Here is a 26,104-nt window from a genome sequence, read left to right on the forward strand (position 1 = left end):
TTATACACATGGCATTGACGTGCATTTGACCGGACCTCTTGAATAGCATTCCATGTAGGTAGCTTGTACTTCATATTTACCGCCGCCAATTTGCTTGGTTTGTTCAGTACGGATAACGCTAGTTCTCAATACCTTGATAGACTTTTTATTTAGTTTCATTTTCATTGCTATTTCCTTCGCATGGTTAAATTACATACTATCTTTACGGAAGGCCTCTGAAGTTATCAATTGAGTTTTTTTAATAGTAAGCCAGCAGAAGTATGGCTTGTATCAAATTGGTTTGGTTGAGAAATGCCTAGCTCGAGAGGGTTGGGGTTAATATAATCAATGATTAATTAAGTCGTGTTTAGGCGTGACCAAAAGCAGGTTACAGTGAGTAATTTTATACCATGGGATCACGCCTATTTATGGCTGATTAAGATACTTTACATTCTCTAAATTAGTACTTTAAATGGTTGCAAGCTGTTGATGGATAGAGTGCACTAACTCCTTAGGGATGCAAAGCTGATTCGCCAGAGTTTGCAAATATTGCTGTGAAATCGTTTGTTGCAGATCGATGGCACTGGCACTAGCAGCATAAACTTCAATGCCTGTTTGTGCATTAGGCACTGCTTGCACCAGCTCAGAGAGACTCATGGGTTGTCTTAATTCATCAAATAACATGGCTTTTTCTTGCACGCTGAGCGTCATGGTTTCAACTTGGGCAAATATTTTCTGGCGCTCATTGTCATCTATGTGCCCATCTGCATAAGCTGCTGCTATCATGGCCCGCATAAGTAAGAGTTGCCCAGAGCCACTTTCATCTTCGACAACCTGTTCGAAGCTGTGCTCTTGTATGGTGGCAGGTTTAAAATCGAAGTGACGCGCTGGTTGTGAGCGTGTTGCCATGGCTTTATCAAAGGCTGCGCTATCTCGCTTTTGTGCAGCTACTTCATTTTGTTCGCTATATTGCTTGTAAGCTTTCCAAGCGAGTCCGCCTACAGCTGCAAGCGCGCCATATTTTACGGCTTTTTTACCCGTTTTTTTTCCTTTTTTACTGCTTAATAAGCTACTTACGCCACCGCCAGCAACGCCGCCCAGTAAGCCACTCAATGCGCCTGATTTGTTTAAACCACTGACCAATTTTTGTAAATCTTTCATCGCGTTCTCCATTTGCTCTTATGTTTCTAGAGTAGGGCAAAGTCATCAGTTTGAGAACACTCAATTTGTTACAAATCGATTCAAATTGAATTAGTTGGTTTGCTCATACAGTAGCTCTTTTACGGGGATTTGATAAAAACGGGCAAGCTCTCTGGCGGTGCGGTGGTAAACTTTACAGCCGCATTCAGCGCGTTTTAGTGTTGCGATGGAGACGCATAGGGCTTGCTCTTGGCAGGCGCAAGCCAGTTTCTCCTGACTCAGTCCCATATTTCGTCTCAGTTGCTTAAGGATTTTACAATCCAGCGTCACTCTGCCATCCATTATTTGACTCCTTGAGTAGGGTTTTAAAGCCTAGCAATGACCGATGACTTTCGCCAATGCCCTCGCACTGAATGGGTGTGCGTTTTGGTGTACACATAAAGCGCAAAAGTTGCGTTAAATTTACGCTTTTTATCTGATACCAAAGTGATACTAAACTGATGCCAAAAAACCAACTCATTACGCCTAGACTAGGTCGCATCTAAAGTCGCTCCACAGACTGGAGCACCCATTCATCTATGACATAAAAGGATAAAACAATGTCTGAAGCAAATCGTATTTTAGGTGGTTTTGGTCCAATCGTTTTAGCACAGGATTTTGATAAAGAGTACATCAATGCATTTGAGCATATTAATAAACGTGATGGTGTCGAAATAAAGCCGTTGGCAGCACAGTCTCAAGTGGTTAATGGTAAAAACTTTGCGTTTTACTGCTTTGTTTCACCTGTGGTTGCGCCAAATGTGCCTAAAGTAAATCGCTTAGAGCTGATTGTTGTTAATCAACAAGGTGAGCACTTTACTCAATTGTCAGATCGCACATTCAGCGAGCCAGTATTAGTGCCGCCGATTGGTTCTTTTGATTCAGTTGCACTGCGTGAAAACTTCACTGATGCTGAGAAAAGTGCTGCTGAGCAAATTGAGTCGTTAGTTGGCGTGAACTACATGATTTTAGCCGCACAGCAGCAAGTGGTGGCAGGATTAAACTTTGCGTTTTACTCAGTCGTTATCCCAGTAACGCCGAATGCGCAGGCTTTCTTCGCGCGAATTGATGCGCACCGTAATTTTGAAGGCAAATTGGTTGATACCGAGCTGCATCATATCAACCCTTAATTTTGCACGGCCAAGGTGTTAGGTGATGCGACACTTTGGCCATTATCTTCTCCATCTATTCTATGAGCTGGCCAGAGACACTGGCGTTGAGGTTTGTGATTTGATCGCATTTAATACGCTCACCAATGTGTTGTGCTCACTTTGCTCATGCGCCTTTAAACTGATAGAGGTGATCTCCCCTTGTGCAGCAAGTCGAGCAATATTGACCGCGATGGCATCAACTTCAATGCGCTTGTGATTTAAATAAATACGATTTTGCTGGTCAATACGAAACTGTGGTACGACTGATTGGTTTAATGCCTGATTTGATTTCGCGGGCTTATTAATATCAAGTACATGGGCTTTTTGAAAGCTGGCAGTCACGATAAAAAAGATAAGTAAAATAAACACAATATCGAGCATTGGGTTCATGTCTACATCCGAATTAGCGGGAGCTTTGGGCTGATATTTTTTCTTCATTATTGTCACCTTACGTCATTAAACATGGCTATTTAGTATGGGTAAAACGACACAGCGTCCAAAAAGGGGTGAAATCACCAGCAATTAAAATGCGACACGCTAGCCATTATGTTTTGTCTCATCGAGACGCTCAAGAATATTAATGGCACTGGCGTGAGCGTTTTTTGATGCCTGTGTGTGGCCTCCTAGGGCATTTGAAAGCTTGAAGGTATGCTTCATATCATTGAGCAGGTCATGCTTTTTCAGCTTCGAGCCGTCCATTGAAGAAGGCGCCATGAGTATCATCATTTGTGTGGTATTGATAAAGCCTGAATCGAATAACTCGCGAGACATAGCCCCAGCTTCAGCGTCTGAAATATTGTGCACATCGTATTGATTGGCAATAGATTGCCACTTTTCTTGGGCATGTTTTGCATTATCGCTGATTTGCACTTGTGTTGAAGCCGATTGCATGGTGCTTTGTGGTACCTCAACGTCAGAGGGCTTGCTTGATGGGGTGTGTGGCGCATAAAAAGTATGGTGTGTACTGTTTACATTCATGGCTTGCGTATCCTTTGCTTTCGTAGAGTGTAAAAATTAAGCAGGGTTGATGCCATGTATTTACTGACAGTTTTATAAACTTTGTCACAATAGTGAACGTTTATTAGACAGCTTTGTCATGCGTCCGATGTTTCAATAGCTGTGACTACCAACCAACAAGGATAGCAAGATGAAACTTTCGATGATTGTTACTGTACTCGCCGCCACTTTTTCTTTAACTGCTGCAGATGTGATAGCGAGTGATGTAGACACACCCAAAAAAGAATACCTTAAAGTCATGCGTAGTGAGTTAAGTAAAAATGAACCTGGTGCCGCAGCACTTGTTAGCCAAGATGGTGAAGTGCTGTTTAAAAAGGCTATAGGGCGCGCTAATTTAGAGTTAAATGTGCCTTTAAAAGCGAAAAGTGTATTTAAAATTGGTTCTATCACTAAACAGTTCACTGCTGCGGCCATTATGATTTTACACGAACGCGGCAAATTATCTGTGTATGATGACATTCACAAGTATATCCCTGATTTCCCAACGGAAGGTCATGTCGTGACCATAGAGCAGTTACTAACTCATACCTCGGGGATTGCAAATTACACCGAGGATCATGATTTAATGCTCAAAGAGGCCACAGCCCCCGCGACCTTGGATGAAATCATTACCCGATTTGCACAGCACCCGATGAAGTTTCAACCGGGGGATGAAATGGCCTATTCAAATACGGGCTATGTGTTACTGGGTAAGATCATAGAGGTGGCGAGCGGTCAGTCATATGCTGAATTCATAAACGAACATATTTTCCAAAAACTAGGTATGAAAAATAGCCATTATGCGGGCCGGCAGATCATTAAAAACCATGCATCTGGTTACGATATGTCTGCAGATGGCTATGTAAATACCATCCATATTGATACTTCTTGGCCGCATGCAGCAGGTGCCTTGTCATCTAATGTGTTTGATTTGAATGCTTGGTATCATGCCCTTGCAAATGAGAAGCTGATTTCTAAAGAGAGTTATCAGCAGATGTTGGCACCTGTGACGTTAAATGATGGTCGTGTTTCGACATATGGGTATGGGATAGCGGTATCAACATTGGGTGACTATCAAGTGATCACCCACAATGGGGGTATTAATGGCTTTTTATCTGATGCGCTTTACGTGCCGGAAGAGGGCCTTTATGTAGCGGTACTTGCTAACAATACCGATATTAATCCTCAATTGCTGAGCCAGCGTTTAACTGCAAGAGCACTGGATATCGATATGCCAAGTTTTAAAGAAGTGACGTTAGATGATGCACAATTAAAAGCATTTGAAGGGCAGTATTCAATGCAAAGTGGTGCAACGTATGGCGTTATGTATTCTCAAGGAGAATTGTATTTCCATCGAGGTAATGAAAATTATCAAGAATTGGTGGCGATGTCCTCAGACAGCTTCTTTTTTGAAGGTAATAATGTGTATATCAAGTTTACTGACAACGAAGGGCAGTTGATACTCAACGAGTACATTAATTTTTCTTCAACACCTCACACAGGAGTTAAGCACTAGGCAGTTTATTGACGGCTTTATTAAATGTGCAAAAGGCTTGCGTAGCCTTTGCACATGTTCGGCTGATTAATTTAACAGTGTTAACTTACTGACACTGCGCACGCCGGGGTGACTCATATAGTCATTTTTAATGCCCTCAACTCTTAAGCTTTTGCCAATAAGCTGCAGGTTCAACAATGGACTAAATGTATCACGCTGAGATGATTCCAGTTTGATGTATAGCTTATTCCCCGCATTATTCGGGTCGCTCAGCTCAAGTGCATACTTATTATTAATGGGGGCCGTGATGGTGCCTGATACCACAACAGGCTGGCCATTACTCATTCCAAGGACCTCAGATACTGACAGGTCATTGCCTTGATCAGGGTTGCTGCCATTGTCGCTCGATGCTTGAGTAATACTAGATACCTGACGCACACCTGGTTGACTCATGTAACTATCGCGTACGCCTTTGATCACAAGCGTTGCATTCAGAATATCTGGGTTCAATACAGGACTAAATTCTGCACGTTGACTGCTTTCAAGCTTAATATTAATGGTAAAACTTGGGTCGTTCAGATCTTCTAAAACCAGTGCATAGATATTGTTTAAACCAGATTTTACACGTCCTGTCAGTTCAATTGACTCACCTTGTGCAGTTGCCAAAGCTTGTTCAACGGACATGAAAGAGGGAGCAATTTGTAAATCAGTGACATAGCGTATACCCGGCTCACCCATGTAACTATTGCGTTTACCTGTCACTATGATGTTCTGATTTAAAATGGCCGGGTTGAGTTGCGGATTAAAATCAGCCCTTTGATTGCTTTCCAATTTCACATAAATGTGCGCAGCGGGATTATTAAGGTCGCTCAGCTCTAGACCATAAATACCGTTGACAGCATTCGTGACTTTACCAATGACAACCAGTGACGTGTTTTGCGCCGCAGCGAGTGCATCACTGACTGAGACTGTATCACCCGGTGTTGGCGTCGGATCTGGGTCTGGATCGGTTTGGCCATCGCCATAAGGGGCATTAAAAGAGTTGTTTTTGTAAGTATCTGTATCCCATGGATTAAAGCCATTTGCTGGGGTGCCCCAAGGCTGTCCACTGTTTGGATCAGACATTTCTTGCGGGTCCATTGGTGTCGGTGTCGCAAAACCGCTAGTATGGCCATTTTGTCCATCAAAGTACTGGTAGCTTTCAGGTGTTGCAAGCCAGTTTATGATGTTGACTGCCAGTACCGAAGCGTGACCAGGGTCTGTCCATCCCGGGTAGGTTTTTTTGGTACTGCCGCTGTCTTGGCGACGATATTTAGGCGTGGCATCTTCGATTGGAGAAGAGTCGCCAATAAAGGCTGCTTTACCCGCACCAGATTTTGCAATCGCGACATAAGGCCCTTCGGCTTTGCCACCAAAATATAATCCGTCATCTTTGGCATGTCGCCACTTCACGGGTGTATCAGTTTCTGAAAAATAAACTAAGCCTTTGGCTTTTTGGGGGTCGACAATAGCAAGTGTCGCACCTGCGGCCATAAGAATAGGGTCAACGCCTTGGGTGATCCCTTCAGTTTCTGTGCTTGGCTCTACACCACTGACACCTTGCTTGTAGTCTACGCCATTGAAGCGAAAACGTATCCCGAAGTTTTCGACTAACCAACCAGCATAGGCTGATTTTGGATTACGCCAATCGCCATAAGCGCCACCCATGTTGTATTTGCTTAAATCTGAGCGGTTATAACCATTGAAGACTTCAGTGGCATCCCATGTATTGAGATTGCGGTCAGCATCATAATGATCGGCGACGAAAAAGATCCCTTTGCCACTTGCAACATATTGCTCAAGCGCAGCCTGCTCAGCAAGTGTAAAAGGTCTGTTTGTTTCTGCGAGTACAAAGACGTCCGAGTCTTTAATTGCGTCATAAGTAATGATGGCTTCGTTGTTTTGGTTACCTGTGCGGTCGTCAAAAAAGCGAATACGGCCATCGTTATTTAGGTCAACACCGCGATACTCTTTTACCGTGTAGCCTTGCTGGACCAGTGCATCTGCAAAATCTGAAAACGCACCATCGATAACCCAGTCTGCATTGCCTTCTACACCGCCGTGGGATACGTCAAAGTATACGGTTTTACCATTATTGTTTGCGGCACTCGGTACTTTAACTGGTGCAGTGTTATTCCAATCATAGGCGGCTGCCATGGCAAAGCCAGAATGTACAAGCAAGCCTGCACCGAGCAATACCGAAAGGGTCAGTTTATTTACAGTCATTTTTCAATTCCCGTTGGTTTGGTTTGTTGTTACAGCCAACTTCCAAATAGCTGTAGAGGAGGAGAGGTATGCGTTTGGGCATACCTCAATTGGGTCTTTTTCTGGGTTTTATTATTGGTTTTGAGATAAGTTCAATAGGTACAGTGCAAAGCCGTCTTCATTGGTTTTCTCCATTGGTTGGATATGACCAAACTGTTCACTGTAAGCTTTTGCATTGTCACTGTTTGAGGTTGTGAATTGGATCTGGACGTTTTCAATCGCCGTGAATGACCAGTTCATATCCGCCGATGGATCAAGACCTTTGCCATCATTTTCCTCACTTTGATGCGTAATATAGTTTGCGACCACTTGGCGGTTTTCATCAGGTGAGTCGACCACGATTTTATCTGCGCCGATCGCGGGGAAGTTGCCGCCGCCGGATGCACGATAGTTATTAGTGACCACAAGGAACTCTTGCCCATCAGCAACGGGCTTATCTTGGTAAGATAGCGCCACAATACGCTGACTATCAGACACCTTTTCACCTTTACTGTTGTATCTTGCAGGCTGAGTGAGGTCGATTTGATAGGTCACACCATCGATAACATCAAAGTTGTAAGACGGGAAGTCTGGATTGATTAAAGACTGCATATCAGCAGAGTCTGGGTTGATTTGATTAAATTGCCCAGCAGACATTTCTAGCCACTCTTTGACCTGAGTGCCGTTTAGTTTTAGCACTTTCAGGATGTTAGGGTAGATATAAAGGTCTGCTACGTTACGATAGGCAATGTCACCTGTGGCGATGTAGGTATAGTCGTCCGCGCCGCCACGACCTGCTCTAAATGGCGCACCGGCTGAGAGAATTGGCAGGCCTTCTAATTCAGTGCCTTGCACTATTTTTTGCGTGTACCAAGCTTGGGCATCGGTGACGATTTGAATTGAAGGATCATCATTGACCAGCGCAAAGAAGCTATTAACTTGATTGGTCACTTTTGCAAAAGGCTTGTTGACCCAAGTGCGGGTTTCTTCGTGCTCATGGTGCACAGCGGCTTCAACATCAGCGTCATTATCAACTAATGCGGTGATGTTTCTATCAGCATCTTGCTCAAATATCGGCATCAAAGAAGACTGAGAATCAGTCACTTGCCAAGCACCTGCTTGATAGGTCAACGTGACATCAATCACCCCTAAGTGATTACCCCAAAAGCCCGGCATGACCGCTGCCACACCATTGATGGTGCCTTTTTTTAAATCGATGCCTTTATCTTCCATCCCCTCGTAGCGCGAGCTTGGGAAGTTTGCATGAGCGTGACCAAACATGATTGCATCTATGCCTTCCACTTTTGATAGATGATAACTGGCGTTTTCTTTTTTATCCGTGTGTGCTGAGGTATCCAATCCTGAATGTGGAATCGCAATAATAATGTCCGCGCCTTTTTCTTTCATTTCTGGTACATATTTATTGGCCATAGCAATGATGTCTTTGGCGATAACTTTACCTTCAAGGTTGGCCTTATCCCACTGCATGATCTGTGGCGGTACAAATCCGATGTAACCGACCTTTATTGTGTGCGTATTTCCGTCATTATCTACAAATGCTTTATCTTGAATGAGGTAGGGTGAGAAAAGCGGTTCGTCGTTACTTTCATCCTCATCGCCATCGTATTTAAAGACGTTGGCTGAGATGTATGGGAAGTTGGCATCATCGATGGCTTCTTGTAAAAACTCTAAACCAAAATTGAACTCATGATTACCAATGTTTGCAACGTCATAGTCTAAGGTATTCATGGCTTTATAAACAGGATGCACTTCACCGTCTTGAAGGTTTTTAATTTTTGCCATGTAGTCACCTAGTGGACTACCTTGAATTAAGTCACCATTGTCTACCAGTACAGAGTTTTGTACTGCATTTCTTGCTTTGTGAATTAATGCCGCAGTTTTAACCAAGCCAACCTTGTCATCTTGGCTGTCAGAAAAGTAGTTAAAGTTTAAAACATTGGCATGTAAGTCTGTGGTTTCAAGTAAGCGCAGCTCGATAGCAGTGCCCTCAATCACTTCTTGATTTGGCGTTTTTGCTTGTGCTTTAACATCATTGTCATTTGAATCAAAACACCCGGTGAGTAATGAGCTTGCACCACATAAAATTGCCAGCGGCAGTAATTTTGTTTTCATATTCCTTTCCATTTATCGGTTTTAGTGCCGCTACTATAGAGAGCGAAAAAGACAAATAGGCTAAGGAAAAATGGCAAGTTGGTTCCAAAATTATGACAAAATGATGAGAGTCCCCTATATTCTGTTAGGTGCAGGTGGTGTTTGTTATTTTATTAATTTTTATGACTTTTTTCATACTCTCAATCGCTAGTAATTAACTCAATACTCATGGTGTTACGCTTATCTGATTCAACCTACATTAGGTAGAGTAAATTGTTTATTTAAGCATTGGTGCGGCTTTGTGTCGTCGATATGACAAGCGTTGTGCAAAGATTTTGGCGGTTTTGATTAGGAGTGGAACCTGCTTGTTTTTTAATGCGTTAGTGAATGATCCAACTGACGCAAGTGCGCCTTTTTAACTGAATATTAGAATCGAATAATGCTGTTTATCAATTTAAAGCACATAAATTTGCTGGGTAAGTATGGGTGATGTTTATGCATGATTTTATTGAAACATTTGCCTAGGGCAGGCTAGGCGCATCTAGTTACCTGCCTTTTGTAGGATAGATATGTTATTTGCTCACTTTTTCATTAAATCGGGTATAACCTTTGTGCGCTATTTTCCACTTGCCTTCTACCTCGAGGAAAAATAAATAGTCTGTATAGGCGATACCAGTTTCAATATTGACGTTATAAACTTTCGCAATTGCAGAGTCACGAGTAATGTCAATAAAGTAGATTTTTGTTTTTAACTTTTCTGGCTCACGAGATTTTAAACCTTCCGCTAATTTACTGCCTTCAAATTTCCAAGGTTTCCCTCTGACATTACCTATCATATCCATATTAGGCAAAAAAACGTTGTGTAAGTTTTCCGGTTTTGCTTCGGAAAATGCTTGGAAATAGGTATGGATAACTTCTCTGATTTTTACTTCATCGTCGGTTTGAGCCCAGCTAATAGAGGTATGAAGTAGCGTGAGGAATAATAAGCAATATCGCGTTGCAGTTTTCATGTATAAATCCTTCTTCTTTATAGTTAGTATCATCTTATGATGCTTTAGGGGCATCTCTAATAGCCTATGCTGTTAATATACAAGGAACAAGTCGCGCTGGCTCAAAAAATAGGCAGTCTAACGATAAATTACGAGAAGAGGGGCGTGAGAAATTTAAAATGGATGACCAAAAAGCGGTCATCCAATCGTTTCTTCGCGGTTATAAATTACCGTCATTAACCAATTGATGAAGCTCCTCAAGTGAAGCCGCAATTTTTACGCCTGGTACATTAGTACCGATGGTTGCCTCAAATGAGCCTTCAACTTGTGAGCGGAATGAGGTAAAAGAAATGCGGTAGACGCCACGAACAAGAGATTCCGTAGGGTTGTTTAAGTTTGTGGTTTGTCTTAGCAGTGAGTTGTAGTATGCGCCACTTGGATTAGCGGGTAATTCTCGCGTGTCATCATTGTATCCCAGCGGTTGCAGTACTTTTCCGCCCTTAGCAATGCTTTTACTATCGATTATATTCATGCGATCAAACACAATGTAAGTATCGAAAAACTTTGCTTTGTCTTTTTCCATACCTGGTGCAAAGTTGGTATGAACAAAGTCCTTCTCCGTTGGTTTTGATTCAACGGGAGATTGCATTGAAATGCCAATCTCATCTACTGCTGCTGGCACCCATGCATATAAGTAATAGGTATCTTTGCCTTTATACACGCCCTCTGGCTTTACAGTGACATCAACGTAGCCGAAATAATTCACGTAATTGGCGTAGGGGGCGCGCACTTCAAGCGGTCCAACCCCTTCAGAAATAGAGCTTTTTAAATAGGGTGACGATGAAGTACTCATACATGCAGTTAAAGTAGTGAGAGAAAGTACAGCAATTACCTTTCCAGTGGATTTAAGCGTCATTAAATAACTCCTTGTTCTGATTAAAATCAAAGCAAGCATAGTTGTGTTTTAAGGCATTGCAATGTGAATTGGGTGGTTTTTTTCTTACAGAGAAGGTGTAGGAATTTTACGTGATTAAACGCTTTATTCGGAGAGGTATTTTAGGTACATTGAATATAAATAAAAAGGGATACATACCAATCACTTAGTGGATTTGATGCAGGTAGAATCGTAATGTGTCAATGCACTATTTAGTTGTGGAGAAGCAATCATGTCAAAGGTAGCCATTATACTTGGTGGGTATGGTAATTTTGGTAAACGCATTGCTGAGTCATTATCACATCATGACATTACTTTGCTGATAGCAGGAAGAAGCGAGGCTAAGGCACAGCAAAGTATTGCGCAGCTACAAAACAAATCACGTGCAGTGCTCAAACCTTGGCAAGTGGATATTCACGCAGATGACTTTACCGAACGACTTGCTGCCCAGAATCCTTTTCTGGTGATCCATACCAGTGGGCCTTACCAAGGTCAGAATTATACTGTGCCGCAAGCGTGCATTGCCTCTGGCGCTCATTACATAGATTTGGCTGATGATAGACGGTATGTGTGTGATATCAGCACTCTTAATGGGGCTGCGAACACTAAAGGGGTGTTGATTATCAGCGGTGCCAGCTCAGTGCCTGGGTTATCCTCAGCTGTCATTGATAAGTACTCAACTGCTTTCAAGCGTATTCAAAGTATCGATATTGCCATTGCACCGGGCAACCAAGCGCAAAGAGGTGTGGCGACAATTGCAGCCATTTTAACCTACACAGGTCATCCATTTGAGGCGTTTAAAGAGGGGCGGTGGCAATCAATCCATGGTTGGATGGATGCAAAGAGTCATGACTTTAAAGGTATCGCCAAACGCCGACTTTTAGCCAATGTTGATGTGCCAGATTTGGCACTTTTCCCTAAGCGGTATGCGGTCGCTGAGCGAGTGAGCTTTCAAGCAGGGTTGGAGCTGCCATTGTTGCATTGGGGCATGGTGGGTATGGCTGCATTAGCCAAGTGGGGCATAGTAAAAAATTGGTCTCCACTTGCAAAACAGCTGGATAAACTGAGTAATTGCTTTTTACGTTTTGGCAGTGATATTGGTGCCATGGAAGTGTCTATATCAGGGCTGGCAGACAGTGAAAAACCGCGTAAAGTGACTTGGCGTCTCTATGCACCAAATGGACAAGGACCTTATATTCCAACACTTTCCACCATTATTATTGCAAAAAAGCTTCTCAATGAAACACTGGATATAACGGGGGCGCTACCCTGTTCAGGGGTGTTAGAATTATCTGAATTTGAACCGTATTTTAAAACGTTTGGAATATATCAAAAGACGCAGGTGGAGGAGTGATGGAACCGTACTTTATCGCAAAGTTTATTCATATTTTGGCCGCGATAGTGGTGATGGGGACAGGCGCGGGCATTGCTTTTTTTATGTTTATGGCGAATCGCTCCAACAATCCTCAAGCAATTTATGTGACAACGCAGCATGTTGTTTTAGGAGATTGGCTATTCACAACCCCAGCGGTGATCACGCAAATAATCAGTGGCCTATACTTGATGCATTTGCTCGGTTACGCTTTTGACTCGCCTTGGTTTTTAACGGTTGCAGGGCTGTTTTCGTTCATAGGCTTGTGCTGGCTTCCTGTGTTGAAAATACAGTATCGCTTGCGTGCGTTGGCACAGCTCGAGCAGCAAAAAGGTGAAATCTCCGCCGAGTTTAAAAAACTGATGCGACGATGGACGTTATTGGGTATTCTTGCGTTTGCAGCCATTTTGATATTACTTGCCTTGATGGTATTTAAGCCTTTATCGGTCGTGTGATTATGATAATGAAAGCCCATAAACTTGACCTATATGCGAGTTATAGCTTGGCGTTTGTTTGGGTGTTTACCGGTCTTACATCGGTATTTTTTGCCCCCGAGGTTGGCTTTGATATTTTGGCAAGCGCAGATATTACTGGGCTTGTTGCACAAGCGGCTGTGTATGGCGGTGGCGCACTGGATGTTGCGCTAGGATTGTGGATTTTGACAAGGCGCTACGTCAGACTATGTTGCTTGGTGCAGGTGAGTGTGATCCTCGTGTACAGTGCTCTTTTGACTCTTATTGATGCTTCATTTTGGTTGCACCCTTTTGGTCCTGTGACTAAAAACTTCCCTATCATCCTACTGATTATGTGTGTGTACCACACTGCCGCTAAAAGTGAGAAATAGCGCGATTTATGTGTTCGGCATATTCGATATTTTGAATATTATCCACCATCTATCTATATTTTATAAGTATCGGAACAATGAGGAGGTGGTGTGCGAACAGCTGCTCAGTTTATCTTGGTTGGACTGTTATCCAGTTCAGTGGTTGCGGCACCGCTTGATGAGATAATCAAAGAGGCGGAGGATTACTTGCGTGTCGAACCTTCCCGCTCATTAAAGCTGCTCAACGCGATACCTCATGTGCATTCGTTAACCGATATTCAGCAATTGAGATGGCATATAGCGGCCATGCGAGCGTCGGTACCCACGGGGGATATGACACAGCTAATTGATTCTTTAGAGGTGATTTTTCACCACCAAAAACACCCTTATTTTATTGATAAACTGGTTTCTATCACCAGTGCGACAGGTATTTGGCTGCGAAAAAACCATTATATCAATGATGCGCAAGTCAGCCTTGAATGTTCTTACAAGCATGCCATCAATGATCGCCAAAAATTGACGATAACTAATAGCCTCGCGTTGCTTGCACGGCAGCTTGATGAGTTAGAAAAAGCTAAGTCGTTATATGTCAAAGCGAAGCGGCTTGCACGTATCGCGGATAGGAAAAATTTACTGGCAATCATAGAGAATAACCAAGGCATGATAGCGTTGGAAGAGGGTAATATTGGGCAAGCTGAGCAGCATTTTAGAATTGCGTTAGCTGGATATCAAAATATAGATAAGCGTTCAGGTCAAATATCGGCGGGAATCAACTTACTGTTTGTTTTTGCTGTTCAGCAGCAGTGGGTAAACTTCCAAAGGCTATATAGCCCGACTGAAACCTTGGCACATGCTTTTCCCAATAAGGCCAAGCAGGCATTATTGTTTTGGCTTAATACCCGCTTTAAACATATGCATGGAGAGCCTTTATCTCGAGAAGAAAAAGCGCAGCTTATCAATGCCTTTAGGCAATTAGATGACGATAGAATTAGGGCCTTAGTATCGCTGCATTTGACTTCAGGCATGGATATATCAGTCCCAGTGATTGATAAGTCGAAAATCAAACGTTTTAATCGCCCCTGGTTCGAAAAAGTAAAGCGTTGTGAATGGTAATTGAATGTTTATTTTTAGCTGGGTTAACATACTTATCAATGCCGTACAGCAAACGCGGCATTCATTAACAGGGGAATCGGCTAGAGATTAATAATCTTGACACCAGCCACGTGTATTACAGCCCTTGTATGGCGTTGTGATACATGGCCCATTCGTCCAACATGGCATTTGGCCAGACTGACACCAATAATCTTTAGATTCAATGGCACCGCCCCCTACTTGTTTTGTCGCATCTGAGTTAATTTGTTTTTGGCTCAGTTGCTTAATGCCTTTTTTGTTTAATTTTAATTTCATTGTTATATCCTTTTGTTTGTTTTTTGTACTGCGCAATAAGAGTCACAATTTACCCAATATCAGTCAATTGCAATTTTTTGATAATCGTACTTTTAGATTAGTTGGTATGTGGATTGCTAGCGTTTAATTGTTGATGATGTGACCATGAAATGACACAAATACACTCAGTCATCGGGTGTGGTGGTGATTAGTCGCAGTTGCTTTGAATCGCAGTTCAGTTTAAGGCATCTTAGAATTGACGATGAAATTGATATAACATAACAAAAACAATCGCCTTAAGAGGGATACATTAGGTATTCAGGCGGTGAGTATAAAATTAAGAGCTTGATTATGAAAAATAACAATAAACTATCACTGACATTGCTTGGCGCTCAAATGCTTGCTTTACCCGCGCTGGCAAGTGATATCAATACTGACAAGACGTGGCAGTATGAAGATGTATTCAATATCGAATACGCAGCGGCGCCACAAGTACACCCTGATGGCTACAAGGTCATTTATGAGCGCAGAGCCATGGATATTATGGCTGACAGCACACGCATAAATTTATGGGAAGTGGATTTAAAAACCAATACACATCAGCCGATTTTATCTGGTAAAAACCAGTACCGTAGTGCCAAATATTCACCAGATGGCAAGCGACTCGCTTATATCACCAATGCCGAAGGAGATAATCAATTATATGTACGCTGGTTAGATTCGGGACAAACCGCACGTGTCACCAACGTACATCAAAGTGTTGGAAACATAAGTTGGTCACCAGACGGTAAGTGGATAGCATTTACCATGTTTAAGCCCGAGAGCAAAAGTGGCTTGTTTAAGGAGATGCCTAAAAAGCCGAAAGGCGCGCAATGGGCTGGGAATGCAACTTATATCGATGAGATGATTTATAAGCGTGATGGCAGCGGTTTTGTTAAGCCGGGTTATCATCATGTGTACGTTGTGCCAGCTGAAGGGGGGACGCCGCGTCAATTAACGCAAGGTGCGTTCCATCATCGTTCATACCTCACTTGGAGTGAGGATGGTAAATCACTCTATTTTAACGCTAACCGACACGATAATTGGCAAAATAAACCGCGCCAGTCAGACATATATCGAGTTGATATTCACGATCGTCAGATCACACAAATCACGGATGTGGATGGCCCAGAATATCGCCCAAAAGTGAGTTATCAAAGAGATAAGATTGCTTATTTAGGCTATGAAAATAAGCATTTATCAAGCCAAAACTTTGATATTTTCATGATGGATTTAGATGGTAAAAACCCAGTTAACCTAACCGCGTCGTTAGACCGGCCAATTAGCTCACATCAGTGGGATAAAAAAGGGCGCGGGCTTTATTTTAGCTATGATGACCATGGTCAAAAGTATGTTGGTCACGTGACTTTAAAGGGCAAAGTGACGGAAAAACTGGCTAAACTAGGTGGGCAGTCTTTAGGGCGTCCATACACATCTGGTCAATTTGCCGTTGCAGGCAGTAGTCGCTTGGTAGTAACAACCGGTGATACAGAGCGTCCAGCTGATCTGGCCTTGGTTGATAAGCGCCAGAAGGTCACTCAGCTAACAGATTTAAATGCTGACTTATTAGATCATAAAAATATCGCAAAAGTTGAGCCTATCACTGTAAAGTCATCTGTAGATGGCCGTGATATTCAAGCTTGGTATGCATTACCGCCTAATTTTGATGCTACTAAAAAGTACCCGATGATTTTAGAGATACATGGCGGACCACACACGGCATATGGGCCAAACTACAGTACAGAAGTTCAGCTGATGGCATCTAAGGGCTATGTTGTGGTGTGGGCAAATCCACGAGGCAGTACGTCTTATGGTCAGGAGTTTGCAAATCTAATTCATCACGATTACCCATCAAAAGATTACAATGACTTGATAGATGTTGTAGATGGTATGGTCGCTAAAAAGTTTGTTGATGAAGATAATTTATTTGTCACAGGTGGTTCAGGCGGCGGTGTGTTAACGGCGTGGATCATTGGTAATACAGATCGCTTTAAAGCGGCGGTGGTTGCCAAGCCTGTGATTAACTGGATAAGCTTTGCTTTAACCGCAGATGCCTACAACTACTATGCGAAATATTGGATGCCGGGCATGCCATGGGAAGCAACAGAGCATTTATGGAAGCATTCACCGTTGTCGCTGGTGGGTAATGTGAAAACACCAACCATGTTGTTAACGGGTGAGAATGACTACCGTACTCCGATGAGTGAAACAGAGCAATACTATCAAGCATTGCAGTTACGTAATGTGGAAACTGCCATGGTACGTATTCCCAAAGCGGGCCATGGTATTGCTGCAAGGCCAAGTAACTTGATCCAAAAAGTGGGTCATATTGTGGCGTGGTTTGAAAAATACCGCAAAGCGGATAAGTAAAAATATATTAGGGCAGTGTTTTACTGCCCTAATTTTAGTTAAGCCAGACTCACTTGTGGCTTCCCCTCGACAGACACACTGCGTTTGGCAACTAGCCATAAGCTGACTGTGATGGTGATGCTCATCATCACAAAAATAGCCAACATAATCATCAGCTGATATTTAATCGCCACCATAGGCGATGCCCCGCCAAGTATTTGACCTGTCATCATACCTGGAATTGTCACCAGTCCCGTCGTTGCCATCGTGGCGAGAATGGGTGACATCGCCTTGGTCAAAGCATCCTGTACAAAAGGTTTCGTCGCATCGCTTGGTGATGCGCCCAGCGCCAATGCGGCTTGATACTCGGGCCAGCGTTCTTGCAGTGCACTAAAGTAACTTTGTAGGCAGATGATATTGCTAGAAATGCTGTTGCCAAGGAGCATACCGGCTAAAGGGATAACGTAGCGGGCATGGTAAAAAGGTTCTGGCTGAATAATTCCCAAGGCAAGAATAGCCATTAGCGGCAAGAGCCCCGCAACTAAGCTAAGCACCACAGGAAATAAAATCATAGATTTTGGAAAAGGCACTTTGTTGATAATGGCACTGCTGCCGACAAGTACCATGGCCATCATCCAGGCGAGGTTTACCCAAACACTGTTGAGATCGAAAAGTAACTCCAAGTATAGGCCGATTAATATGAGCTGCAATGTCATTCTACTCAGGCTGACTATGGTTTCTTTTAATAAGCCCAGCTGATAGTGACTATTTATGTAATAAGGGATGATCAACGTGAGGCTGAAAAGAGCCAACTGCCACCACTGAATATCTATGACGCTTTGCATACTGCCAACTACTTTGTCTGAGCCTAAAACAGGAATTAATTAACTGAGCGCTCACGCTAACATGCCTGTATGACACTTTTATTTTAAGTGTCATACAGGCATATGTATCGGCGTTGTCTGGTTATGTAGTCTGCAGGGTATTAAATTACACCACTTTGGCTAACACAATATCGTAGCGATATTGATTGGCGATTTCAGTGGTTTTTGCGGTCATTAAGGCTTGCTCTTCAGGTGTTTTGCGTCTGAATAAGCCATCTTTTTGGTTGAGTGGGTGATCGGGAAAATACATTTGCGTAAGCAGCGAGTGATAGCCTCTTTTTGATATTTTGAGATGAATATGGGGGGTTCTCTGCTGCGCTGCATTGAGCGGGTAAGCCCCCGGGAACACAGTTTTAAAACGAAAGTGCCCTTTTGCTTTGGTTTGTATAATAGCCCAAGCCTGAAAGTGGGCATCAATTGGGGCATCACTGTTGTCATGAGGGTGATGGTATTTTCCAAAGCTGTTGGCTTGCCACAGATCAATGGTGACATCCTCTATGGCATTGCCTTGGTCATCGAACACTTGGCCAAATATGTCTATGACGGTGCCGTTTGCTATACCTTTTTTACCGGCAACTTGCGTTAAGTCAGCATCTTTGTCTTTTTGTGGCGTAATTGGATAGTAAGGTCCCTCCATCTCTTTTGGTGTTATGGTGCGCGCTTGTACATGTGTTCCAACAAGGCCCGCAAGTGAACCGAGCGTTAGATTGCGAATAAAGTGACGGCGATTGAGTGTTGTCATTATTAATCCTTCTGCAAGATGGTTAAAGCACCCTTAAAGACGTTACGTCATGCCCGCGCAATTGGCCAGTAATGACCATTGTCACGTTTGAATGTAAATTGGGTGCATAAAGCAAATGGAGTATTAGATGCTGAGGTCAGCCGCGTCTTAGTATTTCTCTATTATTTTAAATCATAGAGTTTTAATAGAGTTTTAGTGTTTTGAAATTTAAGCTTATTTTTTATTTAAAGACTGTGGTCGGTATTGGTAGTTGTCAAAGGTCATGGTGGATGTTTCTTCTATGTCAATAAAGAAGGAAAATGTCCCCCGCATGTCCATTTGGGTTTGCTGTATAAGAACAGTATCACTTACCGTCATAAATTGCATATCAAGGTTAAACTCGCTGATCTCTGCCAGTGCAACAGGGCTGAATGAGGCTGTATTGTGTACAGAAATTTGCTCAATGTGCTGATTGCTTTTATCAATTTTAATGTGACCGGTTAGTTTGCCAATGGCATCACTGCCGAGATCGGCCAGCTCAACAGGGTAGCTTAAGGTGATACTGTTGGGGGTTTCTTGAACAAGGGTGAGAGAGTGCGTTTTCACCAGCTCCTTAATGCTGATCGAAAAGCCTTCATTTTCACGTTTTTGTGCAAACTCTTTGGCTTGTTTTGGTGATGGCTGTTGGCCATTAAGCTGAAGCAGTTGCCAGCGCAGATAGGGGGCGTTGTTGGGCTGGTGTTTGGCATGAATTTCGGTTTTGTTACCTTCTTCAATTTCAATACTATGAATTGTGTAAGACCAGTGTTGCTTGTTGGTTTGAGAAAAATGCTCAAGTGCAGACTCCACTAACTGAACATGTTCGCTGGATGCAGACATTGCAGGTTTAGTGAATACAATAAGTGAGCAAATGATGGCAATACATCTGAACTGTTGAAACATAAAACGGCCTCCTTTTTGCGTATTACTTTGCAGGCCGTAGCGTGAAATAGACGTGAAGATGAAAGGCGAATGTGCCTTATAAAATTATCAAGGCGCTGTAAACTCCTCGAGCGCTAAGAGGATCTCTTTTCTCAAAACTTCAGTGAGTTGCCCATTTGGATAGTGGCCAGCTAGGTGCCTATCGACACTGGTGGAAGCATGCGGGTCGTAGCGGTTATCAGCACCTGCAAGTTGATAAAATTGATTGACGATTGCGGTTGTGTCATGAGGATCAGCTTCTATCATGATCATTGCTTGTGCCAAAACAGCGCGGTATAAACCCTGTTCATTCTTTGGTGATAGAGCGACTCGCTGCGCAGTTCCCGTGACTTTCAATGCATCTATATTGAGATTAAAGCGACCATCACAATACGCGCCAGGTGTTTCACCATATTCACTTTGCAAGCCAAGACTGCGCAGTGCGCTGCGAATGGGCTCACATAAAGCGATATAAATGGCATCCAAGTCCAGAGGCTGTGACTTTGTTTGCGCAAAAATTACAGAGAAGTTTAAAATGCCTGGACCATGAGGGACGGCAGTCCCACCACTTTGCCTCACTGACACTGGCCAATCTAATTGTGCGAGAGTATCGCAGGCATCATTAAACATCGGTAACTTAGCCTCTTTACGACTGACGATCAGTGATTGAGGGCACTCCCATAACCTAATTGTGGCAGGCTGTATGCCTTTAGCAACTTGCATCAGTAGTATTGAGTCTTGCTCTAATGCGCGCTCAGTAGATGTTTCAATGGGTTCATTAAGGACAGTCCATGAATAGGCGCTATACAGCTGGGTTGCTAGTCTTTTTTCATTCATATGTACTTGTCCCTAATTATCATGTGACCTTATCTAGTATAGACGCCGTTATGGCATGGTGATTTACTATGAGTTTGATGTCTCTGCCGTTGGCATCATCATACTTTGATAACGCAATTCACCTAAAAACGCCCTGGCTGCTGGGCCTAGGCTATCACCATCGACAAAGGTGAGATGCAGCTGAACTTTTCGTGTCTGACCCGATTGCAGGTTGAGTGGGACAAGCTCACCACTTTGCAGTTCTTTTGCAATTAAAGGCACTGGCAGCCACGCAAAACCAAAGCCATTTTTTATCATATCAATAGAAGTGCGCATATGGCTTACTGTCCAGCGCTGAGAGGCCTGCAGCCAGCCTGAGTCATGACTTTTTGATACTGCAGAGTCCCTCACGACAATCTGGCGATGAGACTTTAAATCTTCTAAGGTCAGTGCTTTTTCAGTTTGATTGAGAGTGTGTTCGGGGCTTGCAACGGCAATAAATTCAATTTGGCATAACTCTTCACTAAATAAACCTTCAAGGGTAAAAGCAGAGACGGCGATATCAACTAAGCCACCTTGCAACTGCTCATTGGCCCCATTGAGTACAGACTCGACAAGTTCGATGCGCAGAAATGGGAATTCTTGCGATACTTTATCAAGCACCTTATACAGTAAGTGCGATGGGAAAATGGCATCGATGGCGATACGCAGTTTAGTCTCAATGCCTTCTGCGAGCGTCTCTGCAATGGTTTCGACTTTTGAAGCTTCCTCTAACAGGTAGTCAACCCGGCGCAGCATTAATTCACCGGCAGGCGTTAAGAGCGTTTTACGGCCTTCGACACGAAATAGCTTTACGCCAAGAGAGGTTTCAATTTTATTCACGGCGTTGTGAATACTTGATTGGCTCTTATGAATTTGAGCCGAAGCTTGGTTAAATCCGCCATGCTCGACGACGGCTTTAAACATACGCCACTGCTCGAGCGTTACTTTAAGCATGAGCCACCTATTTGCTGTATGTATAAGGATTGAGTGATAAGCATATTACACAAAAAAAGCATCAGGTTCATATTGTTCAGACAAAATTAGTTGCGCTGCCATAAAGCGTTTATTTTCATTTTTTTGAGTACTTTAGCGGAAAAGCTTTCTAGTATTCAGGTACAGTAAACTTTCTCTCGCGTAATTTAGGTGCTCCCAAGCAGTGAGGCTCATTCGTTCGTGAATGGGCTTTTTTTATTGCTAGAAGGGCGCTGATCCCCAATGCGCTTTTTGCTTTTTTTGAGCCTGTTTTTTAGCGCGTTTAAGCTCACTTTTACGCACGTGCTTCGTTATCCACTTGATCATTTTGGGCGCCAACTCTGGCGGAATGTTGTGACCCATTCCTGGGACGATTTTTAGTTTTGATTTCCGGATCTGCTGTGCCGTTTTCATCCCTTCTAGGCTGGGAATTATGGGGTCGGACTCACCGTGTATCACTAAAGTCGGTGCCTTAACTTTGGCCATCAGATCCTGACGACTACCGCTTGCAGCCATTGCGGCAAATTGGCGATGAAAGCCATGGGGGTTGTTTGCGCGCTCAACGGTATCGATTGCCTGACTTTTCAGTGTTTTTTCATCTTGGGGGTAAGCTGGGCTGCCGATCAACTGATTAAGGCGGATATTGTAGCGAATTGCGGCATCTCTATTTGGTTTGTTAGGGCGAATTTTAGCGAGCTGGAAGAAGACTTTGAGGTTGGATTGAGTCAATTTTAGAGAGGAAGAGGAAGACATAATAGAGGTAAGGCTAAGCACCTTTTTCTTCTGCTTAGCGGCGATAATCTGTGCAATCATACCGCCCATGGAGGCACCGACAAGATGAGCTTTTTTTATTTTCAACGCTTTCATTAATGCTAAAGTATCTTCGGCCATTTCTTCTAACGTGTAGGGGGCTTTAGTGCGCATCGGCAACCGCGCGCTTACCCAGGTTTTAAATAAGTTAGGGGTACCATATTGCTCTAACTGAGTTGAGAGGCCGGCATCTCGGTTATCGAATCGTACGACTCTAAAGCCTTGCTCAACCAAGCCATAAAAGAGTTTATCGGGCCAGAGTGTCATCTGCGCACCAAGCCCCATGATCAAGACAATAGCAGGCCTGTTTTTATCCCCTTCATCTTGATAGCTAATAGAAATATTGCTGCTGATAGAGATTGATTTCATAGTGATATAATTGCAAAAGCCCTGAGTGCAGTTTAGGCGTAAAAATAGCAAATGCCTATGAACTAATTTGTTTTAGAAGGGTGTATACTTGATGCTGATAGCGCCGACTATGGCACAAATCAGGCCATAGAAATTGGCCGTTATTCTTAGTATCAATAGTTATTTTACAACCGTATTAATAGGATGAATGATGAATAAAAAAGTACATCATAGCCATGAACATCAGCGTGGCGAGATTAAAGGTAATGCCTTAAAAGCTTTGGTAACTAGCCCAGTATTTAAGAGCAAAGTTGAGAAAGCGAAAAAAGGTAAGGGGAGCTTTCGTCGTAAAGCAAAACATCAAGGCCAAGAGCCTTATTTTATGGCAGCGTAATACACGCGGCGAGCCATAAAATAAGGCTTTTTAAATCGTATTCATGGCATGAAATTTTGGAGATAAAATGCGTAAAAGGACGTGTGTACTGACTATTATCGCTATTGGACTTACCGGATGCCAAGCCGCGCCTTTTACTTATAATCCAAAAGGGATAGAGCAAGCGCGTTTAGCACACATCGTTTTAGAGCAAGGGCCTCGTCAGTATGCACAGGATTATCTTGCTAAAATTGAATTCATTTGGAATGAACAAGGTGAGGAGCTCAGTGGGCGGCTGCCTTATGTCAGTGCCAAGTTTGATAGCATGCAAATTTCACCTGGGGTTTATCGTATTCAGGCGTCCTGTGCCAACAATCAATACAAGGGCAGTGTGGAAGGGATTTTTAATTTTGAGCCAGCTAACCACTATCGCTTAGTGTGTGAACCGAAAAAAGACCGCCACACACTGGGGTTTGCGGTCTCAACGCATGTTGCACTTAAGCTGGAGCAGCTAGCTGATTAATCTGTGCTTTGAATTTGCTCCGATGTGGTTGTGTCAGGCAAGGCTTGTTTACTCCAGAAGCTTGCTAGTATTGACCCACTGATATTATGCCATATTGAAAAAACAGTCCCCGCAATGGCCGCAGCCGGTGAGAAAAACTTCATTGCTAACGCCACTGCCAGTCCTGAGTTCTGTAACCCAACTTCAAAGGCAATAGTTCGACAGACGACTTCTTGAAATCCACACCACCTTGCAGCCCAATAGCCACTTAACAAGCCAATACCGTTGTGCAAAATAACTGCACATAAAATTACAGGCCCTACCGAAGAAAGCTGTGCTTGATTGAGCGCCACAATGATGGCGATGATAAAGACAATGGCCAACATAGAAAGAAGTGGCAAAACAGTGTGTATTTTTGCTACTTGCTTTCGTAATAAGGTATTGATCAATAAACCAATGATCACAGGCGCGAGCACTATTTTTAGTAGGTTTACAATCATCGCTTGGATGGGAATATCCACTAGCTGCTGGGCATACAATGAGATTAAAAATGGCGTGAATAAAACACCTAATAAGGTGCTGATGGCTGTCATCGTTATGGATAAAGCAACGTCTCCTTTGGCCAAAAAACACATCACGTTACTTGCCGTTCCACCCGCTACACAGCCCACCAGAATAATGCCAAGGCTCACTGTATCGTCTAACCCAAATGCATAAACAATGGCCAGGGCCACTAAGGGCATGACTAAATATTGCAGTAGTACGCCCAGCATGATGGCTTTGGGCGTTTTAATCACGTTACTAAAGTCTGACCAAGTGAGTGTCAAACCCATGCTGAGCATGATCACAGTTAACAGTGGAATGATGGCAGATTTAAAGGGAGTAAAAAAATCTGGGTTGATATAGGCGATGGCACTGAGCAAAAGTGCCCATAGAGGGAAAAGTTGAATGACTCGATTTAACATAGAGCTCTCATTTGGACTGATTAGTTTGATCATTGAATCGCGAAATTGTGGAGTGAGTATGTTGCTGTGCATCTATTTATGCGTTTGTATATTTTTCACCCCACTGTTATGTTAACAAGCAGTAAACCTTAGTCAATCATGTTCATTCGACTTCATTAAATTTGATGTGTATTGGGTGGCATTCACAGTGATAGGAAACTCTATGGTCGAGCAGAGTGTGACATTCATAAACCAGTTATTGTGGGGAAAAGGGCAGCTCCTGATTTATGTACTCCTATTTGCCGGTGTTTGGTTTACATATAAATTGCGTGCTATTCAATTTACGGGCTTTAAACATATGTTTTCGCTTGCAAAAGGTAGTGGTAGTGCAAACCCCAATGGGATCAGTTCATTTCAAGCTTTATGTACAGGACTAAGTGCCCGTGTGGGGACTGGGAACTTGGCAGGTGTTGCCATGGCCATTTCTTTGGGTGGCAGTGGGGCCGTTTTTTGGATGTGGGTGATTGCATTACTTGGGATGGCGACTGGATTTGCTGAGAGTGTGCTTGGGCAGCTTTATAAAGTAAAAGATAGCCGCAAAGAGTTTCGTGGTGGGCCTGCTTACTATATTCGAGCTGGACTGGGTAAAACATGGCTTGCGGTGTTGTTTTCGCTGTGCTTATTTTTGGGCTATGGCGCTAGCTTTAGTGCGATGCAGGCAAACACCATGGCGGAGGCATTGAACAATACATTCGCCATACCAACTTATCTTAGCGGGCTAGTCATAGCAGGTGTTGCGGGAATTATTGTACTGGGGGGGCTTAAGCGAATAGCCCGTTTTGCAGAGATAATAGTACCTTGGATGGGGGCGGCATTTATATTCACTGCAATCATGATCAGTGCTCTCAATCTTAATCTATTACCTGGGCTTTTTACTGATATTGTGCTGTCTGCGTTTGGACTGACAGAAGCCTCTGCAGGGGCGCTGGGAGCAGCAATCAAAAGTGGTATCCAACGCGGTATGTATTCTAATGAGGCCGGTGCTGGCAGTGTGCCCCATGCAGCAGCGGGGGCTGCGCCCAACCCAAATCATCCGGTTGTGCAAGGTTATATCCAAATGTTAGGCGTGTTTGTGGACACCATTGTGCTGTGCAGCTGCACTGCTGTGATCGTATTACTCGCGGGAGTTGGTGCGACTGGAGAGATGGCGGGGATCAGTTTGACACAGCAAGCGATGGCAGTGCATTTTGGCGAGTATGGAGATGATTTTATTGCTTTGGCTATTACGTTATTTGCATTCACTTCTGTGGTCGCTAACTATGCTTATGCTGAGAGCAACCTGCACTTTTTTAAACTCGACAATACCTTGGGTAGGTTAAGCTATACGGGTATTTATCTTGCTATGGTCGTATGGGGAGCAAATGCCAGTTTGCAGCAGGTATGGAACTTGGCAGATATGTCTTTGGGGTTGATGACTTTGGTAAATGTCTATGCCATTGTGTTACTCACGCCAACAATAAAGAGCCTGACTCAGGACTATTTGGATAAGAAGCGAGCGGGAGTGAACGCCGAGTTCCACCAAGGGGATGCAAGCATACAAGGTAACACTGCGCCCGGGGTTTGGAGTGAAAAGCGTATATAGTGC

General features: G+C 43.4%; 27 protein-coding genes. 10 read left to right on the plus strand and 17 right to left on the minus strand.

The genetic code is table 11. From position 1 onward, the window contains the following. The 3 genes from L1077_RS11040 to L1077_RS11050 form a co-directional block, all read right to left on the minus strand. Complete coding sequence (locus L1077_RS11040; protein WP_237136902.1) at positions 1–165, minus strand: hypothetical protein; 165 nt, start codon at positions 163–165, stop codon at positions 1–3. A 282-nt stretch (positions 166–447) separates the two neighbouring features. Beyond that, complete coding sequence (locus L1077_RS11045) at positions 448–1,140, minus strand: tellurite resistance TerB family protein (protein WP_237136903.1); 693 nt, start codon at positions 1,138–1,140, stop codon at positions 448–450. Between the two features lie 90 nt (positions 1,141–1,230). Then, positions 1,231–1,461, minus strand: a complete 231-nt coding sequence (locus L1077_RS11050) for a helix-turn-helix domain-containing protein (RefSeq protein ID WP_237136904.1) — start codon at positions 1,459–1,461, stop codon at positions 1,231–1,233. A 257-nt stretch (positions 1,462–1,718) separates the two neighbouring features. Here L1077_RS11050 and L1077_RS11055 point away from each other — a divergent pair, with 257 nt between their 5' ends. Then, complete coding sequence (locus L1077_RS11055; RefSeq protein ID WP_039611992.1) at positions 1,719–2,288, plus strand: hypothetical protein; 570 nt, start codon at positions 1,719–1,721, stop codon at positions 2,286–2,288. A gap of 60 nt (positions 2,289–2,348) precedes the next feature. Here the strand turns inward: L1077_RS11055 and L1077_RS11060 are convergent, their stop codons facing one another. Together L1077_RS11060 and L1077_RS11065 are read right to left on the minus strand one after the other, a co-directional pair. Beyond that, entirely contained in the window at positions 2,349–2,747 is a 399-nt protein-coding gene (locus L1077_RS11060) for an ExbD/TolR family protein (RefSeq protein WP_237136905.1), read from the minus strand. 99 nt (positions 2,748–2,846) lie between these two features. Further along, positions 2,847–3,287, minus strand: coding sequence for a hypothetical protein (locus L1077_RS11065; RefSeq protein WP_237136906.1), 441 nt, complete (start codon positions 3,285–3,287; stop codon positions 2,847–2,849). A 169-nt stretch (positions 3,288–3,456) separates the two neighbouring features. On the opposite strand from L1077_RS11065, the gene L1077_RS11070 reads away from it, so the two are divergent. Continuing rightward, on the plus strand, positions 3,457–4,821 hold the full coding sequence (locus tag L1077_RS11070) for a serine hydrolase domain-containing protein (RefSeq protein WP_237136907.1): 1,365 nt from the start codon (positions 3,457–3,459) through the stop codon (positions 4,819–4,821). A 66-nt stretch (positions 4,822–4,887) separates the two neighbouring features. Here the strand turns inward: L1077_RS11070 and L1077_RS11075 are convergent, their stop codons facing one another. The 4 genes from L1077_RS11075 to L1077_RS11090 form a co-directional block, all read right to left on the minus strand. After that, on the minus strand, positions 4,888–7,065 hold the full coding sequence (locus tag L1077_RS11075) for a DUF6359 domain-containing protein (RefSeq protein ID WP_237136908.1): 2,178 nt from the start codon (positions 7,063–7,065) through the stop codon (positions 4,888–4,890). A gap of 111 nt (positions 7,066–7,176) precedes the next feature. Beyond that, a complete protein-coding gene (locus L1077_RS11080) occupies positions 7,177–9,216 on the minus strand; it encodes a bifunctional 2',3'-cyclic-nucleotide 2'-phosphodiesterase/3'-nucleotidase (protein ID WP_237136909.1) in 2,040 nt (679 codons plus the stop codon). A gap of 551 nt (positions 9,217–9,767) precedes the next feature. Further along, positions 9,768–10,205: a nuclear transport factor 2 family protein gene (locus L1077_RS11085; protein ID WP_237136910.1), complete on the minus strand. Its 438-nt coding sequence runs from the start codon at positions 10,203–10,205 to the stop codon at positions 9,768–9,770. Between the two features lie 199 nt (positions 10,206–10,404). Further along, a complete protein-coding gene (locus L1077_RS11090) occupies positions 10,405–11,100 on the minus strand; it encodes a LipL32 family surface lipoprotein (protein WP_237136911.1) in 696 nt (231 codons plus the stop codon). A 250-nt stretch (positions 11,101–11,350) separates the two neighbouring features. Between L1077_RS11090 and L1077_RS11095 the strand changes: the two genes are divergently transcribed. The 4 genes from L1077_RS11095 to L1077_RS11110 all read left to right on the plus strand — a co-directional run bounded on the left by L1077_RS11095 (position 11,351) and on the right by L1077_RS11110 (position 14,426). After that, positions 11,351–12,472 carry a saccharopine dehydrogenase family protein gene (locus L1077_RS11095; protein ID WP_237136912.1) on the plus strand — a complete coding sequence of 374 codons (1,122 nt, stop codon included), beginning with the start codon at positions 11,351–11,353 and terminating at the stop codon, positions 12,470–12,472. Then, entirely contained in the window at positions 12,472–12,945 is a 474-nt protein-coding gene (locus L1077_RS11100; RefSeq protein WP_237136913.1) for a DUF2269 family protein, read from the plus strand. The genes L1077_RS11095 and L1077_RS11100 overlap by 1 nt, the downstream gene beginning before the upstream one ends. 8 nt (positions 12,946–12,953) lie before the next feature. Next, positions 12,954–13,334, plus strand: coding sequence for a DoxX-like family protein (locus L1077_RS11105; RefSeq protein WP_237136914.1), 381 nt, complete (start codon positions 12,954–12,956; stop codon positions 13,332–13,334). A 90-nt stretch (positions 13,335–13,424) separates the two neighbouring features. Then, complete coding sequence (locus L1077_RS11110) at positions 13,425–14,426, plus strand: tetratricopeptide repeat protein (RefSeq protein ID WP_237136915.1); 1,002 nt, start codon at positions 13,425–13,427, stop codon at positions 14,424–14,426. An 87-nt stretch (positions 14,427–14,513) separates the two neighbouring features. Here L1077_RS11110 and L1077_RS11115 read toward each other — a convergent pair whose 3' ends face one another. Next, entirely contained in the window at positions 14,514–14,720 is a 207-nt protein-coding gene (locus tag L1077_RS11115; protein WP_063361124.1) for a hypothetical protein, read from the minus strand. Between the two features lie 330 nt (positions 14,721–15,050). Between L1077_RS11115 and L1077_RS11120 the strand changes: the two genes are divergently transcribed. After that, a complete protein-coding gene (locus tag L1077_RS11120) occupies positions 15,051–17,108 on the plus strand; it encodes a S9 family peptidase (protein ID WP_237136916.1) in 2,058 nt (685 codons plus the stop codon). Between the two features lie 38 nt (positions 17,109–17,146). Here the strand turns inward: L1077_RS11120 and L1077_RS11125 are convergent, their stop codons facing one another. The 6 genes from L1077_RS11125 to L1077_RS11150 form a co-directional block, all read right to left on the minus strand. Next, on the minus strand, positions 17,147–17,932 hold the full coding sequence (locus tag L1077_RS11125; RefSeq protein WP_237136917.1) for an ABC transporter permease: 786 nt from the start codon (positions 17,930–17,932) through the stop codon (positions 17,147–17,149). A 145-nt stretch (positions 17,933–18,077) separates the two neighbouring features. Further along, positions 18,078–18,713: a protocatechuate 3,4-dioxygenase gene (locus tag L1077_RS11130; RefSeq protein WP_237136918.1), complete on the minus strand. Its 636-nt coding sequence runs from the start codon at positions 18,711–18,713 to the stop codon at positions 18,078–18,080. A gap of 213 nt (positions 18,714–18,926) precedes the next feature. Beyond that, positions 18,927–19,634 (minus strand): hypothetical protein, encoded by a 708-nt coding sequence (locus tag L1077_RS11135; protein ID WP_237136919.1) that lies wholly within the window; start codon positions 19,632–19,634, stop codon positions 18,927–18,929. Positions 19,635–19,721: 87 nt separating this feature from the next. Next, complete coding sequence (locus L1077_RS11140) at positions 19,722–20,489, minus strand: lipoate--protein ligase family protein (RefSeq protein WP_237136920.1); 768 nt, start codon at positions 20,487–20,489, stop codon at positions 19,722–19,724. Positions 20,490–20,555: 66 nt separating this feature from the next. Beyond that, complete coding sequence (locus L1077_RS11145) at positions 20,556–21,464, minus strand: LysR family transcriptional regulator (RefSeq protein ID WP_237136921.1); 909 nt, start codon at positions 21,462–21,464, stop codon at positions 20,556–20,558. 240 nt (positions 21,465–21,704) lie between these two features. Then, on the minus strand, positions 21,705–22,661 hold the full coding sequence (locus tag L1077_RS11150; RefSeq protein ID WP_237136922.1) for an alpha/beta fold hydrolase: 957 nt from the start codon (positions 22,659–22,661) through the stop codon (positions 21,705–21,707). A 187-nt stretch (positions 22,662–22,848) separates the two neighbouring features. On the opposite strand from L1077_RS11150, the gene L1077_RS11155 reads away from it, so the two are divergent. Continuing rightward, positions 22,849–23,034, plus strand: a complete 186-nt coding sequence (locus L1077_RS11155; protein ID WP_440589544.1) for an alternative ribosome-rescue factor A — start codon at positions 22,849–22,851, stop codon at positions 23,032–23,034. A gap of 67 nt (positions 23,035–23,101) precedes the next feature. Then, positions 23,102–23,536 (plus strand): hypothetical protein, encoded by a 435-nt coding sequence (locus L1077_RS11160; RefSeq protein WP_237136923.1) that lies wholly within the window; start codon positions 23,102–23,104, stop codon positions 23,534–23,536. Here L1077_RS11160 and L1077_RS11165 read toward each other — a convergent pair. Beyond that, positions 23,533–24,480, minus strand: a complete 948-nt coding sequence (locus tag L1077_RS11165) for a bile acid:sodium symporter family protein (protein WP_237136924.1) — start codon at positions 24,478–24,480, stop codon at positions 23,533–23,535. The genes L1077_RS11160 and L1077_RS11165 overlap by 4 nt on opposite strands. Before the next feature lie 202 nt (positions 24,481–24,682). Here L1077_RS11165 and L1077_RS11170 point away from each other — a divergent pair, with 202 nt between their 5' ends. Next, a complete protein-coding gene (locus L1077_RS11170) occupies positions 24,683–26,101 on the plus strand; it encodes an alanine/glycine:cation symporter family protein (RefSeq protein ID WP_237136925.1) in 1,419 nt (472 codons plus the stop codon). The last annotated feature ends 3 nt before the right edge of the window (positions 26,102–26,104 follow it).

This window comes from Pseudoalteromonas luteoviolacea, from assembly GCF_021654285.1.
In the GTDB taxonomy this organism is placed as follows: Bacteria; Pseudomonadota; Gammaproteobacteria; order Enterobacterales; family Alteromonadaceae; genus Pseudoalteromonas; species Pseudoalteromonas luteoviolacea_J.

Bases quoted from the DNA above. Each gene is read 5' to 3' on its own strand.
- L1077_RS11145 (WP_237136921.1), bottom strand. From the start codon at position 21,464: ATGCTTAAAGTAACGCTCGAGCAGTGGCGTATGTTTAAAGCCGTCGTC.
- L1077_RS11155 (WP_440589544.1), top strand. From the start codon at position 22,849: ATGATGAATAAAAAAGTACATCATAGCCATGAACATCAGCGTGGCGAG.
- L1077_RS11160 (WP_237136923.1), top strand. From the start codon at position 23,102: ATGCGTAAAAGGACGTGTGTACTGACTATTATCGCTATTGGACTTACC.
- L1077_RS11095 (WP_237136912.1), top strand. From the start codon at position 11,351: ATGTCAAAGGTAGCCATTATACTTGGTGGGTATGGTAATTTTGGTAAA.
- L1077_RS11120 (WP_237136916.1), top strand. From the start codon at position 15,051: ATGAAAAATAACAATAAACTATCACTGACATTGCTTGGCGCTCAAATG.
- L1077_RS11070 (WP_237136907.1), top strand. From the start codon at position 3,457: ATGAAACTTTCGATGATTGTTACTGTACTCGCCGCCACTTTTTCTTTA.
- L1077_RS11135 (WP_237136919.1), bottom strand. From the start codon at position 19,634: ATGTTTCAACAGTTCAGATGTATTGCCATCATTTGCTCACTTATTGTA.
- L1077_RS11140 (WP_237136920.1), bottom strand. From the start codon at position 20,489: ATGAATGAAAAAAGACTAGCAACCCAGCTGTATAGCGCCTATTCATGG.
- L1077_RS11090 (WP_237136911.1), bottom strand. From the start codon at position 11,100: ATGACGCTTAAATCCACTGGAAAGGTAATTGCTGTACTTTCTCTCACT.
- L1077_RS11105 (WP_237136914.1), top strand. From the start codon at position 12,954: ATGAAAGCCCATAAACTTGACCTATATGCGAGTTATAGCTTGGCGTTT.
- L1077_RS11125 (WP_237136917.1), bottom strand. From the start codon at position 17,932: ATGCAAAGCGTCATAGATATTCAGTGGTGGCAGTTGGCTCTTTTCAGC.
- L1077_RS11150 (WP_237136922.1), bottom strand. From the start codon at position 22,661: ATGAAATCAATCTCTATCAGCAGCAATATTTCTATTAGCTATCAAGAT.
- L1077_RS11115 (WP_063361124.1), bottom strand. From the start codon at position 14,720: ATGAAATTAAAATTAAACAAAAAAGGCATTAAGCAACTGAGCCAAAAA.
- L1077_RS11040 (WP_237136902.1), bottom strand. From the start codon at position 165: ATGAAAATGAAACTAAATAAAAAGTCTATCAAGGTATTGAGAACTAGC.
- L1077_RS11045 (WP_237136903.1), bottom strand. From the start codon at position 1,140: ATGAAAGATTTACAAAAATTGGTCAGTGGTTTAAACAAATCAGGCGCA.
- L1077_RS11050 (WP_237136904.1), bottom strand. From the start codon at position 1,461: ATGGATGGCAGAGTGACGCTGGATTGTAAAATCCTTAAGCAACTGAGA.
- L1077_RS11075 (WP_237136908.1), bottom strand. From the start codon at position 7,065: ATGACTGTAAATAAACTGACCCTTTCGGTATTGCTCGGTGCAGGCTTG.
- L1077_RS11060 (WP_237136905.1), bottom strand. From the start codon at position 2,747: ATGAAGAAAAAATATCAGCCCAAAGCTCCCGCTAATTCGGATGTAGAC.
- L1077_RS11080 (WP_237136909.1), bottom strand. From the start codon at position 9,216: ATGAAAACAAAATTACTGCCGCTGGCAATTTTATGTGGTGCAAGCTCA.
- L1077_RS11130 (WP_237136918.1), bottom strand. From the start codon at position 18,713: ATGACAACACTCAATCGCCGTCACTTTATTCGCAATCTAACGCTCGGT.
- L1077_RS11165 (WP_237136924.1), bottom strand. From the start codon at position 24,480: ATGTTAAATCGAGTCATTCAACTTTTCCCTCTATGGGCACTTTTGCTC.
- L1077_RS11100 (WP_237136913.1), top strand. From the start codon at position 12,472: ATGGAACCGTACTTTATCGCAAAGTTTATTCATATTTTGGCCGCGATA.
- L1077_RS11065 (WP_237136906.1), bottom strand. From the start codon at position 3,287: ATGAATGTAAACAGTACACACCATACTTTTTATGCGCCACACACCCCA.
- L1077_RS11085 (WP_237136910.1), bottom strand. From the start codon at position 10,205: ATGAAAACTGCAACGCGATATTGCTTATTATTCCTCACGCTACTTCAT.
- L1077_RS11170 (WP_237136925.1), top strand. From the start codon at position 24,683: ATGGTCGAGCAGAGTGTGACATTCATAAACCAGTTATTGTGGGGAAAA.
- L1077_RS11055 (WP_039611992.1), top strand. From the start codon at position 1,719: ATGTCTGAAGCAAATCGTATTTTAGGTGGTTTTGGTCCAATCGTTTTA.